Genomic DNA, 17,222 nt, shown 5'->3' with positions numbered 1-17,222 from the left:
TCCGTGTAGCAGGTGGCTTCAGAGTGTCTTGTCGACGTCATCGGGGATGCGCGTATCGACGGCAATCCAGTTCACTTCCCAGGTTTTGCCGCCATCATCAGAAAACGACCACTCAGAACGGCAAGAGTTCGGCGTGATGTCCGACCAGACGTTTTTTACCAGAATCGTGCGGCCGTTGTATGTCTCCTGGTCGATAAATTCGCCGCGCCCGTTCTTGAACTCGCCATACATCGGCACGCCAAGGGTTCCGCCGGTGCTACGCGCAAAGTTGAGACTCCACTGGTGCGTTGTCGGGTTGTAGAGTCGCAACGACAGCGCCTCGATATGACCGCTGGGGCCATCGATTTCCAATACCCCGATGTTGGCGCGGCCATCCCATGCTTTGCGCACGACATGGGTGCCATCGTATTGCACCCAGGTTTTCGAACCCGATAGCGGGTTCATCAAGCGCGAGATGTGCGTTTTCCAGGCGCCGATATTGAAATCGAAATCATGCTGCCCGTCGTGCGCTGCCGGCGCGGGCGAGGCCAGTTGGGTGTAACCCTTGAGCGGTGCCATGCACGCGACCAAAACAAAGGTAAAGACCGCGGCCCGCAACTGTTGCGACGCTTTCATGAATGACTCCGTTTTGCACGCTCAGTAAACGACGTTGAGTGCGATAGCGGGCGTCACCGTTCCAACGGTGTTGTGACCGCCGAAGATGATACGCGTGCCCAGCAGCACGCCGATGTTGGACGTCCAGTTGTATTCGATGGCGGGAGCGACGCCGTACGCTTCGCTGGGCCCTGAGTTGAGCGTCACGTTTTGTGCGTAGGGGAGACCATTTATTTCCTGCACATTCACGCCGTTGACGCGCGTATTGCTGTTGTAGCTATAGGTCATATCCAACGCCAGCACCCAGCGTTGCGTCATGCTGTATTCGAATGCCAAATCTGCATAGAAAGAGGTGCCCGGCTTGACCGTGCCGCGAAATCCCGCGTTGGTGCCGTAAACACTCACGCCTTCGACATTGGCCGCGCGTGAGAACGATCCGGATAGGTCGAAACGTGTACGCAGAATGCGACCATTCGCCAGCCAGAAATACGTCTGCGTATTCAACGCGATTGTGGTGGAGTACGCACCGGCACCCAGGCCATCGCTGGGACGATCACCTAACTGATCGTAACGGCCGGTCGGAAGCGTCTCCTGCAACTGGATGGCCGTGGTTGGAATCCAGCTGCCTGGATGAAATTCCGTCAACCGATACTGCGCCTGTAGCGTGAAGTCGCCAAAACCAATACTTGAGCTGCTGCGGCCATTGTTGACGTGGTTGTATCCGAATACCGGAATCACGCCGATCGAAAGTCGATTGACCAATCCGTAAAGAATGTACGTGCGCGATCCGAAACTGTCCGCGCCCGGCGAGCGAATGTCGTAGAGATACGGCTCGAACAGGAAGTGGCCGGGCGGCAGCGTTGCGGCGGAATTGGCCAGCATCGGGCCGGTCCACCATGCATCGCTCATCGATTGATTGGTGACGGAAGGCGGCGTGGATGGATCTGTCGATGATGTCGCTGTTTGTGCGATAGCGTGCGGAGACCATGCGCCGCAACACCATGCACCGAGCACAAGACTTATCCATGCATGCCGCCCCTTGTTCATTGGCTGATCCGTGTCAGATTGGCCACGAAGTTCGGCTGCCACGTTTTGCCGTGGTCTTCGGAGAACGATTGCTCGAAGCGATGCGAGTTTGGCTGGATGTCCGACCACACGCTACGCACAAGCACGGTTCGACCGTTATACGGCTCCTGCGAGATCAGTTCGCCGCGTCCATCCTTGAATTCACCGACTGAGGATTCCTCGATGGTGCCGCTGTCGCTGCCGGCGTAGGACTGAGTCCACTGATGCGACTGCGGGTTGTAGAGAAACAGCGTCATGCCTTCGAAGTGGCCGCTCTTGCCGTCGGCTTCGATTTCTTCCATTGAAGCCTTGCCGCCCCAGATCTTTCGGACCGTGACTGTGCCGGTCATCTCTTCCCAGGTGGCGGAGCCGGTAGGCGGGTGCTGGAGGGTTCTGATGTGCGTCCTCCAGGTGCCGATGTTGAAGTCGAAGTCGTGCGCACCATCCCGGTATGTCGAGGGCGCGCTCGTGGCCGTCTGGGCGAGGGTCAGGGCGGGGCAGCCCATCAGCCCCGTGGCAAAGAAAGCACAGTAAAACAAGGCGTTTTTGAACGTTGTCATGGCTCAATCTCCCGCGACCGACGGGTCGCTTGGGGCAGAAATTAAGTCAGTTAGTGGTTCACTGAAATAACCACTTATGTATGATTGGATATAACCACTTCAGGCCACCCGGTATGAAACGTATCCCTGCTGGTTTTCTGCCGCCGGTCGCACTCGATGCCGCAAGCGACACACCGATGTACGACCAGTTATCCGAATGGTTTCGGCACGCGATCATCGACGGGCAACTGCGTCCCGGACAGCGTGTGCCATCGACCCGAAGTCTTGCGATAGAACTGAAGATCTCCCGTGTGCCGGTGCTCAGTGCATACGAGCAGCTGTTTGCCGAAGGCTATCTGGAAACCTTTGTGGGTGCCGGCACCTGTGTCGCGCGATCGATCCCGGGCGACGTATTGAAGTCGACCGGCATCACCGAGCGGCATGCGTCACCATCACAGGAGAGCGCGCCACGCCGCATCGCCCAGCGTGTGGAGGGATTGCGCACACCAGCGCAGACCTGGGCTAACAATCAAGGTGCATTTCGCGTGGGTCTGCCGGCCATCGATCACTTCCCGATCACCACCTGGTCAAAGCTCGTCAACCGTCATTCGCGCAAGCCGCCGATCGATCACATGGTGTACGGCAGTGCCATGGGCTATCTGCCGCTGCGGGAAGCCATCGCCGAATACTTAGGCACCGTTCGTGCTGTGCGCTGCGACGCGTCGCAGATTCTTATCACCACGGGATCGCAACAAGGCCTGCAAATCTGCGCGCACGCTTTGTTGGATGCGGGGGATCGCGTGTGGATGGAAGACCCCGGCTATCCCGGTGCGCGGCAGGTATTGAAGACGATCGGCGCAGAAGTCGTCGCGGTTCCGGTGGACGAAGAAGGCCTTGACGTGGAGCAGGGCATCCTCCGGGCGAGCGGTGCGCGGGCAGCATATATCAGCCCATCACACCAATTCCCGCTCGGCACCACCATGAGCGCAACGCGACGCATGCAACTGCTGAATTGGGCCGTACACACCGGCGCCTGGATCATCGAAGACGACTACGACAGCGAGTACCGATTCGGCGGTCGCCCGCTGGCTTCGCTACAAGGTATGGATACCGACGATAGGGTCATCTACGTAGGAACCTTCAGCAAGGTGATGTTTCCCGCATTGCGAGTGGGCTATGTGGTAGTTCCCAAAGATCTGGTGCCCGCGTTCGCTACAGTTCGCGATGCTTTCGACACGTTTTCGTCCATGCTGTATCAAGTCGTGCTGACCGACTTCATTCGCGAGGGGCACTTCGCGCGTCACATCCGTCGAATGCGAGCGTTGTACCTGGAGCGGCGGACAGCATTGCTTGAAGCCATCCAAAAGTACCTGGGAGACCGGCTTGAAGTGATCGGCACCGAAGCTGGCATGCAGTTGGTGGCGTTGCTCCCAGCGGGCGTTGACGACGTGGCCGTGTCAATCAAGGCCGCTCAGAAAGGTGTATCAGCGCGACCTTTGTCCATTTGCTATGCAACTCCGCCCCATCGGGGTGGGGTAATCCTTGGCTACGCGGGTGCGAATGTGCACGAGCTTCGTGAGGGCGTACGCAGACTCGCGGCGTGCATTTAAGAGCTGCCTCTAGCCTTACCCGGTACCTGTGGTGTTAAGTTGCGGGATTATCCACTTGCTTGCCGGAGTCCCCATGTCTCTTATCCCCACCGCTGGTTCGCCGCTTGCCATGCATCGTACGTTTTCGCGTCTCGCTTTAGCCGTAGCGATGGCACTCGCGGCTGGTACTGTCGGTGCACAGCAAGCGTACACCGACGATGTGCCGCCGCCACAGGACACGCCGTACGTTGGTACGGTGGCGCTTCATGTCGATGCGAACGACACGGCGCAGGGCATTTTCCGCGTCCATGAAACGATTCCGGTGAAGTCGGGCGCGCTGACGCTGCTGTACCCGCAGTGGATTCCCGGCGATCACTCGCCGACGGGCCCGATCGCCATGCTCGCCGGCCTCAAGCTCAGCGCCAACGGCAAGCCGCTCATGTGGAAACGCGACAAGTACAACGTGTACGCGTTCCATGTCGACGTGCCTGCAGACGTATCCACGGTCGATGCGACATTCCAGTACATGTCGGGCCGCACCGACGGCGAGGGATTCGAGATCACCGACCGCATGATGGACATGGAATGGAGCAAGGTGGCGTTGTATCCGGCCGGCTATTTTTCGCGCGGTATCACCTTCGCGCCCAGCGTGACGCTGCCACATGGCTGGCAGCTCGGCACCGCGCTGGAGACCGCCTCGCAATCGGGCGATACCATCACGTTCAAGCCGGTGACGCTCAACAACTTGGTCGACTCGCCCATCTATGCGGGTCAATACTTCAAACGTGTCGATCTCAACCCAGGCGGCGAGACGTCGGTGCACCTGGACATCGTCGCCGACGCGCCGAAGTACCTGGAAATGACGCCCGAGCAGATCAAGGTGCATCGCGCGCTGGTGACGCAGGCCGTGACATTGTTCGGCTCGCACCACTACGACCATTACGACTTCCTGTTCTCGCTGTCGGACGTGCTGGGTGGCAACGGCACGGAGCACCACCAGTCCAGCGAGAACGGTTTGGGCGCCGACTACTTCACCGCCTGGAACGACGCTGCGCCTGACCGCGACTTGCTGGCTCACGAGTACACGCATTCGTGGAACGGCAAGTTCCGCCGTCCGGCCGATCTGTGGACACCCAACTTCAACGTGCCGATGGGCGACTCGCTGCTGTGGGTATACGAGGGGCAGACTCAATACTGGGGTTTCGTGCTGACGGCGCGCGCCGGCATGTGGACGCCGCAGCAGTTCCGCGACGCATTGGCCATGGTGGCGGCCAACTACGAACGCAATCGTGAAGGCTTCCAGTGGCGCACGCTCGAAGACACCACCAACGACGCGACTGCTGCCCGCCGCTCCAGCCTGCCGTACCGCAGCTGGCAGATGAGCGAGGATTACTACAGCGGCGGCCAGATGATGTGGCTGGAGATGGACGCCAAGCTGCGTACCCTGACGCATGACCAAAAATCGCTGGACGATTTTGCACGCGCTTTCTTCGGTGTCGACAACGGCAGCTACGTCACCAAGACCTACACCTTTGACGACGTAGTGGCAGCCCTGAACGGCGTCGCCAAGTACGACTGGGCGAGCTTCCTGCGCGCACATGTCGATACGCTCGATCCGCCGCTGGAGAACGGTATCGCAGCGACCGGCTGGAAGCTGGTCTACACCGATCAGGAAAGCGCGTACGAGAAGCAGTACAACAGCCGGCCGCAATCGTCTCGCCATCTGTACAACTTCGCCTGGTCGATCGGTCTGACAATGAACGATGCGGGGCAGGTCAACGACGTACGCTGGGACGGGCCGGCATTCAAGGCTGGCGTCAGTACCGGGGCCAGCCTGGTTGCGGTGAACGGGCAGACCTATTCGAACGATGTATTGAAGAGTGCGATCGCGGCGGCCAAGAACAGTAACGCGCCGATCCAGCTGCTATTGAAATACCAGGGCGGCTACCGCACGGTACCGGTGGACTACCACGGCGGCCTGCAATACCCGCACCTGGTGCGTGTTGAAGGCACGCCCGATTACCTGAGCGAAATCATCGCTCCGCGCAAATAAACGTCGGGGCGGGTGCACGGTAGAAGAACAATCGCTTATTGAATCCTTGGCCTCGGTGAAGTAGGAAGGCAACACTGATTCCGAGCGTTGACTCCAAAGAAGTACATTGAATTGAAATCCAGGAACGCTATGAGCGAACAGGCCACTTCGACGCCGCACGCGATTTCCGTGCGCGGCGTCAGCAAGACCTACAAAGGCGGCTTCCAGGCACTGAAGTCGGTCGATCTCGATATCCGGCGTGGCGAGATCTTTGCACTACTTGGCCCGAATGGTGCGGGCAAGACGACTTTGATCAGTATCATCTGCGGCATCGTCAAACCAAGCCATGGCACGGTAACGGCGGATGGCCACGATGTGTTGCGCGATTATCGCGCTACGCGCATGAGGATCGGTCTGGTGCCCCAGGAGCTGTCGACCGATGCTTTTGAGACGGTCTGGGCGGCGGTCCGGTTCAGCCGGGGATTGTTCGGACGCTCGCGGAACGATAAGCATATCGAAAAGGTTCTTCGCGATTTGTCGCTCTGGGACAAAAAAGACGCGAAGATCATGACATTGTCCGGAGGCATGAAACGCCGCGTGCTGATCGCCAAGGCGCTCGCACACGAGCCTAGCATCCTGTTCCTGGACGAGCCCACTGCGGGTGTGGATGTAGAACTGCGGCACGATATGTGGAACATGGTGCGTGCCTTGCGGGACACCGGCGTGACGGTGATTCTCACCACGCATTACATCGACGAAGCCGAGGAAATGGCCGATCGCGTTGGAGTGATCACGCGTGGCGAGCTTATCCTCGTCGAAGAAAAAGACGTGTTGATGCGCAAACTGGGTAAAAAGCAGCTGGCGATCAGCTTGCAAGCGCCTATGCAGACGCTACCTGAGGGGCTCGGCGAATACGCACTGGAGCTCGCCGACGACGGAGCAACGCTTCTTTATACGTTTGACGTCAAGAGCGAGGACACCGGTATAGCCGTGTTGTTGCGCAAGCTGGGAGACCGCGGCGTGGATTTCAAGGATCTCCACACGCTGGAAAGCTCGCTTGAGGACATCTTTGTAAACCTGGTGCGGGGTACGCCATGAACATTCCTGCCATTCACGCCATTTATCGTTTCGAAATGGCGCGTACGTTTCGTACGCTAACGCAGAGCATCGTGTCGCCTGTGCTATCGACATCGCTGTACTTCGTCGTATTTGGCGCCGCCATCGGTTCGCGTATGGGTGACATTGGAGGAACGAGCTATGGCGCCTTCATCATTCCTGGGCTGATTATGCTGTCGCTTCTCAACGAGAGTATTTCCAACGCATCGTTCGGGATCTACCTTCCCAAATGGTCGGGCACCATTTACGAATTACTTTCCGCACCTGTTTCACCGTTCGAGGCGGTGCTCGGTTATGTCGGCGCGGCATCCACCAAGTCGGTGCTGCTCGGCGCGTTGATCTTGCTTACCGCGCGCTTTTTCGTGCCTTACCACATTATTCACCCGATATGGATGATCGCCTTTCTGTTGCTGACTGCGGTGACATTCAGTTTGTTCGGTTTCATCATCGGGCTGTGGGCCGATGACTTTCAGAAATTGCAGGTGATTCCACTCATGGTCGTCACGCCGCTCACCTTCCTCGGTGGCGCTTTCTACTCCATTGGCATGCTTCCGCCGTTTTGGCAAAAGGCCGCGCTGTTCAACCCCGTGGTTTACCTCATCAGTGGATTTCGCTGGAGCTTCTATGGCCAGTCCGACGTCAACGTTGTCGTAAGTGTGGGCATGACGATGGTATTTTTGCTGTTGTGTGCGATGGCTGTCGCCTGGATTTTCCGCAGCGGTTACAAGTTACGCGCGTAGCGATCGCGGGTTACTGCATTTACTTCAGCGACAACGCGCTTTCCCAATGGGAATCTGACGCTACTTCGATTTTGCGCCACCAACGGTCACCCGTATGTGGTGCCGCTAGGTCCACGCGCTCGCCCATACGCGGCGTGGCCAGCGGAATATCTCGTTCGATGGCCAGCGACGCGACGCGTTCGAACGGCTCCTGCCAGCGATGCATCGCCAAGTCAAAGGTGCCGTTGTGCACCGGCATCAGCCAGCGACCGCGCAGATCGCTATGCGCCTGCACTGTCTGTTCCGGCTGCATATGCACGTAAGGCCATTGTGCATCGTACGCGCCGGTTTCCATCAGCGTGATATCGAAAGGCCCAAGGCGTTCGCCGATGGTCTTGAAGCCGTCGAAGTAGCCGGTGTCTCCGCTGAAGAACACGCGAAGCTCGTCGTCGAAGATCGCCCACGACGCCCATAGCGTGGTGTTGCCGTCAAACGGAGTACGCCCGGAGAAATGTTGCGCCGGCGCGGCAGTCATGCGCAGGCCGTCGATCTCGACGCTTTCCCACCAGTCGAGCTGATGCACTTTCGCCGCATCCACGCCCCATTCGATCAGGCGGTCACCGACGCCAAGCGGGGTCAGAAAGACGTCAGTGGTGGCGGCCAACTGCTCGATGCTGCTGCGGTCGAGATGATCGTAATGATCGTGCGACAGGATGACGCCGCGGATGGGCGGCAGTTCGTGCAAGGCCATGGGAGGCTGATGAAAGCGTTTGGGTCCCATCCACTGGAACGGCGAAGCGCGCTCGGCAAAGACCGGATCGGTGAGCCAATAGGCGCCGCGCAATTTCATCAGCATGGTGGAGTGGCCAAGCCGATAAAGGCTGCGATCGGGGGCCGCCTCGAGCTGCGCACGTGTAAGGGGACGGACCGGTAGCGGACTCTTCGGTTGAGTACCGGCCGGCTTGTTGAAGAGCGCGTTCCAGATGATGCGCAGCGTTTTACCCATCCCTCCTGACGGGCGCGGTACAGGGTTATGGAAACGACTGTCGCGTCGCTGCGGCGAAGCCTCGTACTTGTCAGTCTTGGAGCGAAACGATTTGACGATGCGCAAAAGCATGGAAGCTTCCTGGAATCAGGTCGGAGGGCACCAAATATCTACACTGCGTAGTGTAGTTTATGGTCTAAGAAAAGTAAACCTGGCAGTGTAAAATGGGCTTATGCCTAGTCTTCCCACCACATCCCAGCGCCTTACCGACCGCAAACGCAGTGCGATCATCGAGGCCGCCATCGACGAATTCCGCGTTGCTGGTTACGAAACCACCAGCATGGACCGCATTGCCGCGCGTGCCGAGGTGTCCAAGCGCACGGTCTACAATCATTTCCCCAGCAAGGAAGTGTTGTTCGCAGAGATCCTGCACCATTTATGGGAGGCGATTGCCGGAGGCGAAGAACTTGCCTATCGCGCCGATCGTCCGCTACGCGATCAATTGCTGGAGCTGATCGCGCAAAAGTTTCGCCTGCTCAACGACGACGCGTTCGTATCGCTGGCTCGCGTCGCGATCGCCGCCGGCATCCACTCGCCCGAACGAGCGCTCGACATGGTTGCGCGGATGAGCGAGCGCGAAGAAGGTCTGACCGTGTGGATACGCGCCGCTGCCGCGGATGGCCGCTTGAAGACGAGCGACCCGGTCTTTGCCTCACATCAGTTGCAGGGATTGATCAAGAGTTTTGCGTTCTGGCCGCAGATCACGTTAGCCCAGCCGCCACTGGACACCGCCGCACAAAAGCAAGTGGCCGAGTCGGCGGTAGATATGTTCTTGGCTTACTACGCCGTCTAAGCTCTTTGCCCGACCAAGGGCTATTGCGAAACACAGCGCCTTGACGGATATCCCCATTGCCCGAACGCTGGCTTTCGTCTTCGGTGTGGCAGCGACCCTGGTGATTGCTGTTGCTGTGCTCACCTAATCGAGGGAGCAACGTAGAGTTTTTTACTCGGCGCACCAAAAAAACCAGCGAAGAGGGGAGTCTTCGCTGGCTCACCAATCAGGTGAATTACCGGGAACTTTCATTACGATCAAAATGGCCATGCACGGGAAGTTGCTGCCTGGATCGGCGTGGACGTTACCCCCGCGCACGGACGTGGGATTACTGAATTAGCGTCATGGCCATGATCTGCACATTTGTGTTGCTCGGCAGCTTGATGCTTTTCACCGTCTTCGCGTTGTTCAAGTTGAATTTGTAGTTGTAGAGATAGAAGCTGCGGCTATCGCGTCCACCGCTGTAGGTATCGCGGTAGGGCTCTACGGCGGCCTGCAATTCGCCGGCATAGCTCTGCGGACTGAACCAGTCGCTGATGCTTTGGGTAAAGGTCGACTGCGTGCCGTCGGTGTAGGTGACGGTGAAGGTTTGCGAGGTCTGGCTTCCGTTCATGGCGGCTGCCAGCAATTGCAGCCCGGAGAACTGACCCGATGGTAAGGTGATCGTCTGTCCCGACGCGCTGACGTCGTTGGCGGCATTGGCGCTGCCGAAGTGATACAGCACGTCGTTGTATTCCAGCGACGATCCCAGCAACTGTGCCGAATACGCATCGCCCACGCCATCCACGCCGCCGGTGGACGAGAAGGTGGCTCCGTCGTTGTAGATGGCGGTGCGGTTGAAGGCCGATGCGAGACTTACCGGCGACGCATTGATGGTCGGGTTGCTCAACACATAAGAAAGCACCACCACGTTGCGGTTGTTCGGCAGCGCGATGCTCTTGACCGTCTTGGTGCTGTCGATCGGAAACGCGTAGCCGTACAAGTTGAACGTCCGGCTATCCTTGCCGCCGCTGCTGGTGTCGCGATACGCCATCGTGACGGCGTTCGATTCGCCTGGATAGCTTTGCGGACTGAACCAATCGCTCATGCTTTGGCTAATGACAGTGCTGCTGCCATCGGTGTAGTCGACCATGAAAGTCTGCGCTGCCTGGCCACCATTGAGGCCGGTCGCAAGCAGGCTCAATTCGCTGTACTGCCCTTGGGTAGGCGTGATGGTGCCGCCGCTCAAGGCATTAGCGGTGTTGGCCGCACCGAAGCTGAAGGTATCGCCATTCCATGTCTGCGAGCTGCCGAGCAGGTTGGCAGAGTAGGCGTAACCGTTGCCATCCAGGCCGCCGGTGGTGAACGACGTTCCATCGGTGTAGACGCCATACACCCCGGTTGTCGTCGTGCTTCCTCCCACGCCGTTATTGATGGCGCTGGCGTAGGCTGCCGTTTCGTTTCCGCCGTTGTACGTCTTGCCGACGATGTCGTCGTACAACCACAGGAAACCGCCGGTGATGCTGCACTGAGAGTGCCAGCTGCTCATCTGGCTTTGCGCTTGCGGAGGCGTGTCGCTGCTATCCCAAACGCCGGGATAAACAGGCACCGATCCGAAACTCCAGCCCGAGCACGGACTGTTGCCTGCGCCACCCGAGTAGGTCTGCAGATGGACGCCGTCGACCGTACCGGGAAGCGTGCTATTGATCTGCGAAACGACCGACGTCCAATACGAGGCGTTGGTGTACGGGGATATCGTCACGTGATAGCCGAGGTTGCCCAGCATCACCGCAAACGCCTCGGTCGACGCCGCGTCGTAGCTGTTCTCGTCATCGAAATCGATCGCATCGATGGATGGCAACGCAGCCTTCAGCGCCTGGAAATCCTTGTAGAGGATGCTGGTCGATCCCGTACCTTGCGAATTGACCAAAGCCTTGATGTCCTGGAAATCACCCACGTTCGACGAACCGATGCTGAGGGTGATGCGCTTGGGCGTTCCCTGCTTCATGGTCACCAGATCGGCCGCGAACGACGGCCATGTGTTGTTGCCCACATACGTGCCGCCGGACGTCAACGGGAATTCACCGTTGAGGTTGAGGTCGCCAGCGGAATTCACCTCGACGCTCCACACGATCACTTCAGTGAAACCGGAGTTCTCGATCTCAGAGATATTGCTCGTTACGTGCTTGTACAACGGGCCGCCACCATAGATGCCGGTGTAGCCCGTGGTTTGAGCACTCACGCTTCCACACCCGAATGCGAGCGCCGAAACAAAAAGTAGTAGTGTCGACTTGCGATGAAACCGTGAACACCGAACCTTCGTATGCTTCATGGACACGCTCTCCAAGAGTCAATGGGACGAAAACGCGCGGAGTGCCATATGCGTGATGCTTTTTAAGGGCACAAACTTACCCAGAGCCATGGCTGCTGCCATGCCCCTTCGATGCTGCTTTCAGAGATACGCAAACTGACCCAACTACCGGCGCATGCTGCAGGCGGATAACCGCCTCGCCACGCCGTCCCCAGAGTCCTTCGGGAACCGATTTTTCAATCGGTCCCAATTTTCATGAATACCTTGGACCGAAGGTCGCCAGTGGCTAATGAATAGGGCACTAAAAAGGCTATGTCAAATGAAATTTGTATCGATTCAAATTTAGATTTTCTAAATGTATCTTATTGATGTGAATGAAATTCTTGTGATGACGCTGTTGCGTAACAGCAAAACAATTGGATCGATCTAATTAATCACGGACTTACGGGTTTTGCACCCGCAAAAAATCGACAAATAAACCCAGTTCTACAAGCACAAACACTCGCACCAGGGGCAGGGTATAGAGACGTCCGCGGAGGCCCACTAACGCGTGCTGAAATCGCCGGGGCGTTTCATGCGCGCAGTAACCCAAGAGCTGCGTCACCGCGAGCTATTTCGGTTTATGCAGATCTCAATGATCCATCGCAGGAAGACCAAGTGCCTGACGCAACGGATTCAACAAATTGCCGTAGCGTGGCCCGCGTGCCGTGTCGGCGCGCAGCGGTTCCCGCACTTGCATGGCACTCGGTGTGCCGATGGCGCGCTGCGTTTCGTTGAATCGCAAACATGTTTCCTCGAATGGCAAGCCGCAGAACGCAAGCAATTCGCGAATTTTCGTTTCGGGATCTTTGAGCAAATCCTCGTACACGTGCTGATAAACGCGCACATGGTCTTTCTGTGCCCAATAACTCGCCGCAGCATCGAAGCTCCGCCAGTACGAGGCCAGATCGGAAAACGTGCGCGTGTAGTCGTTGCCGGGAAAGTACTGCCGGTAACACGAGAAACAGGTTTCGAGTGCATCGCGACGACTGATGACGATGCGCGCTCCCGGCAGCATCGCTCGAATCATGCCGATGTGCATCCAATTATTGGGCAACTTGTCGGTAAACATCGGACGGCTCTTGCGCCAGCGCGCGGTTCGTTCCAGATAACGCTGCCCCAGTTGCCGCCAATCCATCGCGCTCATGTCCGCAAGCCATGCTGGATACGATTTTTTGCGCCTGTTCGACTCTTCGGCAATGAGCAAGGGCAGGTCGGTCAACTCGGCGGCACCCTCGACGCTGGAATGCGATGCAAGAATTTGTTCGATCAACGTCGATCCCGAACGCGGCATGCCCACGATGAAAATCACTTCCGAGCCGAGGTCTTGCCCGGCGTCGGCGGTGCAGGTCGCGGATCGGATCGCGTCGATCGTTGTGGCCACTGCCGCAGCATTCCAGGTCCTGTGCCTCCGGGCGATTTCGTTCGCAGCAGCCAACGCCTGCAGGGATTCGGCGTAACGGCCTTGATCGTCCAGCGCCTTGGCCAAGGCGAAACCCATCGCAATGCGGTCGCCGTCGTTGGCGCGTGGATGCGCGAGTGCGCGTTGGATGGCGTCGCTATCGCTCGTGTCCAGGCGCAGCGTTTTGATTTCCGCCAGACCCCACCACGCCATGCCGGCCCACGGTTGCTCCGCGAGCAGCTTTCGATATTCGGCGATGGCTTCGTCGCGGAAATTGTCCATGCGCAGCAAGTCGGCGAGTTGCGCGCGCGCGGCCGCATAGTCCGGTGCCAAGGTGACGGCACGGCGTAGCGCGTTTCTCGCTTCGTCAAAGCGCGCGCTACGCGTCAAGAATAGGCCGAGGTTGTACCAGGCCATGACAAAGCCCGGCTGAAGTTCGCAGGCTCGACGCAAACACTCGATCGCCTGATCGAGTTCGCCCGCCTCCGCCAGGAAGATCGCAAACGCGTTGTGGTACATCGCCTCCTGCGGGCGTTGCTCCAGCGCACGATGCATGTCGCGCAAAGCCGCGCGGTGTTCCCCGCGCATGCTCAGCAAGCTCGCATGCAAACGCAAAACTTCGGGATGATCCGGATAGCTACTCAACACGGGCGCCAATTGGCCAGCCGCCTGATCGGGGCGATGCATCTCCAATGCCTGTGCCGCTGCCATGACGCGATTCGCCGCAACGGGCTCCAGGCCTTGCAATAACGGATTCAAATTCGCCTCCGAACGCGTTGCGCTTGCATACAATCTGCCCATCTAAACAAAGATGCCCCCATGTCCGGGACATGGAGGCATCGATGTTAACGCGAGTACAGCGTCAAACCATCATTGGAACTGCCAGCGGAATACCAGTTCGCCAGTACGCGGTTGCTGGTACGTATTGGGCTGCATGAAATTGGGGTTGAACTGCCCGTTGCCGTTGCTGATGTTGGTGACGAACGAGGTAACGGTGTTGCTGTTGAACAGGTTGAGCACCTTCAAATCCAGCGAGAAGGCATTCGGGCCGTAGGCCCAGTCGTAGCCAACATCCAGGTCCACCTGCTTGTACGACGGAAGGCGACCGTAGCTGCCGCGGGTGTAGTTGATGGTGTTCGATATCGGAGATTGGCCGGCCAGCACATTCGACAACGTGTTGCAGTAATACGCGTTGTTGTTGCCGAGCTGGTTGCTGCCGATCGCCAGGGTTCCGTTGTTCGGATATTGGGAATTGCAATCGATCGGACCACCCGCGTAGTACGTGAGTGCACCACCCACCCGCAGACCCTTCAACAAATTGTCCTGATGAGCGAACTTGTAATAACCGAACACCTTCACCGTGGACGGGATATCGTCGCCCAGATTACCTGCGGCACCCTGCAGGAAGCCCGGAGCATTCAACCCGCTGTCATAGCCGGTCGCGCCGGTGTTGCCGGTGCCACCGGCATAGCTGGTGGTGCCGTCGGTGTTGCCGAACTCATGGCGCCATGTGTAGGACGCGCTCAGGTAGTACGGCTCTTCCTCGGAGTAGGCGTGATCCATCGTCAGGCTGAGCTGATAGATCTTGCGTCGCAGCGATGGGAAACCGATGTAGCTGTTCGGGAAATCGACCATCGTGAGCGGGCTGTTGGCGCCGTTCAACTGCACCGGAATGTTGATGTCCTTGCCTGGCGTGATCAGGTACTGGCCGAGGAACACCGCGTTCGGGTAGCCCTTGTTGGTGAGGTACGCCTTCAGCTGATCGATGTTGTTGTAGATGTTCGGCAAGCCCGTTAGCTTGCTCGTAAAGAACGTGGCGCCCGCAGTCCAGCTGTCACCGATCTTTTGCTGCGCGTAAATCGAGAATTGCTTCAGCTTGGCGTTTTGTGCCGTGCTCGAAATGAACTGCCCGGCGGTCAGGTAATGCAGGCCGCTACCGGCGCTGCCTTGCACGGGACCCACTTGCGTTAGACCGGTCGGAACGCCGTTGGCTCCCACGCCGGTATAGGTGTAGGTGGTGGTGGTGTGGATGTAGCCCTGACCCGGTGTGCCGCCGTAAGCATTGAAGTAAAGCGGAATGCCTTCGGAGTACTCGCCCGCGGTGGCACCGATCTTCAGCGTCGAATCGCCATGGACGTCCCATGCCACGCCAACGCGAGGCAGGAAGTTGCCCTTGCTGTACATCTTTTCGTTGATGTTGTCGGTCATGGCGTAATTGTCGTAACGCCCGCCGGCATAGAGGGTCCAGTTCTGCGCAAAATGCCAGCTATCGCCCAGATAGAAGCCATAGGTGGGCGAGCTGTTGTAGTAGATACGCGGCGCATAGGACAACTGGACGTACTTCGATCCCGGTGCGACGGATTGGCCGTTGATGGTGCAGGGTTCAGTCGGCCCCAGTGCCGTGCTGCAGTAGCTGTAGGTCCATGAGTTCGGGTTCGGGATATTGGCCTGCGACATGGTCGGGCTGTAACGCTCTCCACCGAAGGTCACTTCGTGGTCGTCGGTCACGTTCCAGGTGAAGTCGAGGCGCGCACCCATCATGCGGTACTTCAGGTAATACAGGCTGCTGGTACCGTTGCCGGGCGCCTGCGAGTACTGCTTCGTGTCCGGGTTGTAGTTCTGGATGTACGGAACGTCGATGCCGTACTGGTAATACGAGTTGAAGTACTGCTGCGAGGTACCCGCCATCGCCGAGACGGACAGCGTATCGGTGATCTGGCCGTGGTAGTTGGCCACTGCCAAGGTATCGTGCCAAGCGTTGCCACTCCAGTTGTCCAGTGCGGAGGCCGCGCTGGAGGGTTCATACGGCGTCGATAGCGCATACTGCGATTGCGTCTGGAGGTTGCTCTGACGGTCGATGAAGATGTTCAACGTATGACCGTTGGCGATATTCCACGTGAAGTTACCGAGGAACTGCTTGTTGCGGTTTTCGTTGAGGGTCTTGTTGCTGGAGTTGTAGGTCGTGGTCGGGTTGACGCCCTGCACACCCTGGCCATAGTTGTTCGGCTGGATTTCGGCGAGCACGTAGTAGAACAGCTTGTCCTTGATGATCGAGCCCGATGCCCAATAGTCCTGCAACAGGCTCGGCGACCAGTGGTTCAACTGGTAGGCGTTGGTCAGCTGGCCGTTGTAGTTGTACGTGTTCCTGGGATTTTCATTGAGCGTGCCCGTGGCGGGCGTGAACGCTAAATCCACACCGGCCTTGAAGTCATTGGAGCCTTGCTTGATCGTGCCGGCAACGACGCCGCCCATGGCGCTGCCGTACTTGGCATCCATACCACCGTCGATGGTGGAGACGGTGGCAAGGGCTTCGTTCGGGATCTTGTCCGGCACCGCACCCTGCTGCATATCGGTGACGTTGAATTCGTTGAGGAAGTACCGGTTCTCGGTGCCCGACGCGCCGTTGAACTGCGGCGCATTGCCGTGCGAACTGGTGATGCTGGCCACGTTCGACTGCATCGAGGCGACAGCGAGAAGATCCGGATTGATCAACGGCAGCCGATTGATTTCCGTCGAATCCCAGGTCTGGATCTGCTGGCTCGTCGTGACGTCGATCGCGTTGACCGTCGGTTGACTGGCAGTGACGGTGACCGAATTCAATTCCTTCGCATTCACTGCGGCCGACGCTTCGAATATCGCCGGACTGTTGGAGCCCGCAACCACCACCACACTGCGCTGATCGACCACGTTGCCATCGCGCAGCATCTTTACGACGTAAGTGCCGGGCATCAATCCAGTGACCTCGTAGTGGCCATTGGCATCGGCATGCACGGTACTGTCGTAGCCCGTCGACGGGTTGGTGACTTCGGCGGCAACGTCTTTGCCTCCAGGCAAATTGCCGTAAACACCACCGGTGATGCTCTGCGCAAACGCTGCGCTGCTGGTCATCGCAGCAGCCCATAGGCCAATGCGTATGCTGGCTCGCAAGCTGCTGCCCAAACGAAACTGGTACTTGCTCATTTGCTCCCCTACCTTTTCGGTTTGTTTGCTGTGCCCACGTCCGCGATGCTTTTTGAGGGC

General features: G+C 58.3%; 12 protein-coding genes. 5 read left to right on the top strand and 7 right to left on the bottom strand.

Going from position 1 to position 17,222, the window contains the following annotated elements; genetic code table 11:
- Positions 1 to 18: 18 nt before the first annotated feature.
- From QQL64_RS06710 to QQL64_RS06700, 3 genes are read right to left on the bottom strand one after another with little or no spacing between them, the layout of a single operon-like run.
- Complete coding sequence (locus QQL64_RS06710; protein WP_284397367.1) at positions 19 to 615, bottom strand: hypothetical protein; 597 nt, start codon at positions 613 to 615, stop codon at positions 19 to 21.
- A gap of 21 nt (positions 616 to 636) precedes the next feature.
- Complete coding sequence (locus QQL64_RS06705; RefSeq protein WP_284397364.1) at positions 637 to 1,641, bottom strand: transporter family protein; 1,005 nt, start codon at positions 1,639 to 1,641, stop codon at positions 637 to 639.
- Positions 1,638 to 2,219: a DUF1579 family protein gene (locus QQL64_RS06700; RefSeq protein WP_284397361.1), complete on the bottom strand. Its 582-nt coding sequence runs from the start codon at positions 2,217 to 2,219 to the stop codon at positions 1,638 to 1,640. Before QQL64_RS06700 ends, QQL64_RS06705 begins: the two co-directional genes overlap by 4 nt.
- A gap of 113 nt (positions 2,220 to 2,332) precedes the next feature.
- Here QQL64_RS06700 and pdxR point away from each other — a divergent pair, with 113 nt between their 5' ends.
- The 4 genes from pdxR to QQL64_RS06680 all read left to right on the top strand — a co-directional run bounded on the left by pdxR (position 2,333) and on the right by QQL64_RS06680 (position 7,675).
- Positions 2,333 to 3,808 carry a MocR-like pyridoxine biosynthesis transcription factor PdxR gene (gene pdxR / locus QQL64_RS06695; protein ID WP_284397358.1) on the top strand — a complete coding sequence of 492 codons (1,476 nt, stop codon included), beginning with the start codon at positions 2,333 to 2,335 and terminating at the stop codon, positions 3,806 to 3,808.
- A gap of 109 nt (positions 3,809 to 3,917) precedes the next feature.
- The gene (locus QQL64_RS06690; protein ID WP_404601030.1) at positions 3,918 to 5,840 is read left to right on the top strand and encodes a M61 family metallopeptidase; all 1,923 of its coding nucleotides are present in this window, start codon (positions 3,918 to 3,920) and stop codon (positions 5,838 to 5,840) included.
- Between the two features lie 129 nt (positions 5,841 to 5,969).
- The gene (locus tag QQL64_RS06685; RefSeq protein ID WP_284397351.1) at positions 5,970 to 6,917 is read left to right on the top strand and encodes an ABC transporter ATP-binding protein; all 948 of its coding nucleotides are present in this window, start codon (positions 5,970 to 5,972) and stop codon (positions 6,915 to 6,917) included.
- On the top strand, positions 6,914 to 7,675 hold the full coding sequence (locus QQL64_RS06680) for an ABC transporter permease (RefSeq protein WP_284397348.1): 762 nt from the start codon (positions 6,914 to 6,916) through the stop codon (positions 7,673 to 7,675). Before QQL64_RS06685 ends, QQL64_RS06680 begins: the two co-directional genes overlap by 4 nt.
- A gap of 19 nt (positions 7,676 to 7,694) precedes the next feature.
- Here QQL64_RS06680 and QQL64_RS06675 read toward each other — a convergent pair whose 3' ends face one another.
- Positions 7,695 to 8,771, bottom strand: a complete 1,077-nt coding sequence (locus QQL64_RS06675) for an MBL fold metallo-hydrolase (protein ID WP_284397345.1) — start codon at positions 8,769 to 8,771, stop codon at positions 7,695 to 7,697.
- A gap of 100 nt (positions 8,772 to 8,871) precedes the next feature.
- On the opposite strand from QQL64_RS06675, the gene QQL64_RS06670 reads away from it, so the two are divergent.
- The gene (locus QQL64_RS06670) at positions 8,872 to 9,492 is read left to right on the top strand and encodes a TetR/AcrR family transcriptional regulator (RefSeq protein ID WP_284397342.1); all 621 of its coding nucleotides are present in this window, start codon (positions 8,872 to 8,874) and stop codon (positions 9,490 to 9,492) included.
- Between the two features lie 307 nt (positions 9,493 to 9,799).
- On the opposite strand, the gene QQL64_RS06665 is transcribed toward QQL64_RS06670, so the two are convergent.
- The 3 genes from QQL64_RS06665 to QQL64_RS06655 all read right to left on the bottom strand — a co-directional run bounded on the left by QQL64_RS06665 (position 9,800) and on the right by QQL64_RS06655 (position 17,162).
- The gene (locus tag QQL64_RS06665; RefSeq protein WP_284397340.1) at positions 9,800 to 11,692 is read right to left on the bottom strand and encodes a hypothetical protein; all 1,893 of its coding nucleotides are present in this window, start codon (positions 11,690 to 11,692) and stop codon (positions 9,800 to 9,802) included.
- A gap of 700 nt (positions 11,693 to 12,392) precedes the next feature.
- Positions 12,393 to 13,961: a tetratricopeptide repeat-containing sulfotransferase family protein gene (locus QQL64_RS06660; protein ID WP_345782633.1), complete on the bottom strand. Its 1,569-nt coding sequence runs from the start codon at positions 13,959 to 13,961 to the stop codon at positions 12,393 to 12,395.
- Between the two features lie 111 nt (positions 13,962 to 14,072).
- The gene (locus tag QQL64_RS06655; protein WP_284397336.1) at positions 14,073 to 17,162 is read right to left on the bottom strand and encodes a TonB-dependent receptor; all 3,090 of its coding nucleotides are present in this window, start codon (positions 17,160 to 17,162) and stop codon (positions 14,073 to 14,075) included.
- Positions 17,163 to 17,222 lie beyond the last annotated feature (60 nt).

This window comes from Dyella lipolytica (genome assembly GCF_030160075.1).
GTDB classification, from domain to species: domain Bacteria; phylum Pseudomonadota; class Gammaproteobacteria; order Xanthomonadales; family Rhodanobacteraceae; genus Dyella_B; species Dyella_B lipolytica.
Note: the sequence above shows the minus strand (reverse complement) of the source record. Positions and strands in the feature narration are given on the sequence as shown.

Coding starts and splice junctions, on each gene's coding strand:
- QQL64_RS06705 (WP_284397364.1), bottom strand. CDS start 1,641: ATGAACAAGGGGCGGCATGCATGGATAAGTCTTGTGCTCGGTGCATGG.
- QQL64_RS06655 (WP_284397336.1), bottom strand. CDS start 17,162: ATGAGCAAGTACCAGTTTCGTTTGGGCAGCAGCTTGCGAGCCAGCATA.
- QQL64_RS06670 (WP_284397342.1), top strand. CDS start 8,872: ATGCCTAGTCTTCCCACCACATCCCAGCGCCTTACCGACCGCAAACGC.
- QQL64_RS06710 (WP_284397367.1), bottom strand. CDS start 615: ATGAAAGCGTCGCAACAGTTGCGGGCCGCGGTCTTTACCTTTGTTTTG.
- QQL64_RS06680 (WP_284397348.1), top strand. CDS start 6,914: ATGAACATTCCTGCCATTCACGCCATTTATCGTTTCGAAATGGCGCGT.
- QQL64_RS06675 (WP_284397345.1), bottom strand. CDS start 8,771: ATGCTTTTGCGCATCGTCAAATCGTTTCGCTCCAAGACTGACAAGTAC.
- QQL64_RS06685 (WP_284397351.1), top strand. CDS start 5,970: ATGAGCGAACAGGCCACTTCGACGCCGCACGCGATTTCCGTGCGCGGC.
- pdxR (WP_284397358.1), top strand. CDS start 2,333: ATGAAACGTATCCCTGCTGGTTTTCTGCCGCCGGTCGCACTCGATGCC.
- QQL64_RS06690 (WP_404601030.1), top strand. CDS start 3,918: ATGCATCGTACGTTTTCGCGTCTCGCTTTAGCCGTAGCGATGGCACTC.
- QQL64_RS06700 (WP_284397361.1), bottom strand. CDS start 2,219: ATGACAACGTTCAAAAACGCCTTGTTTTACTGTGCTTTCTTTGCCACG.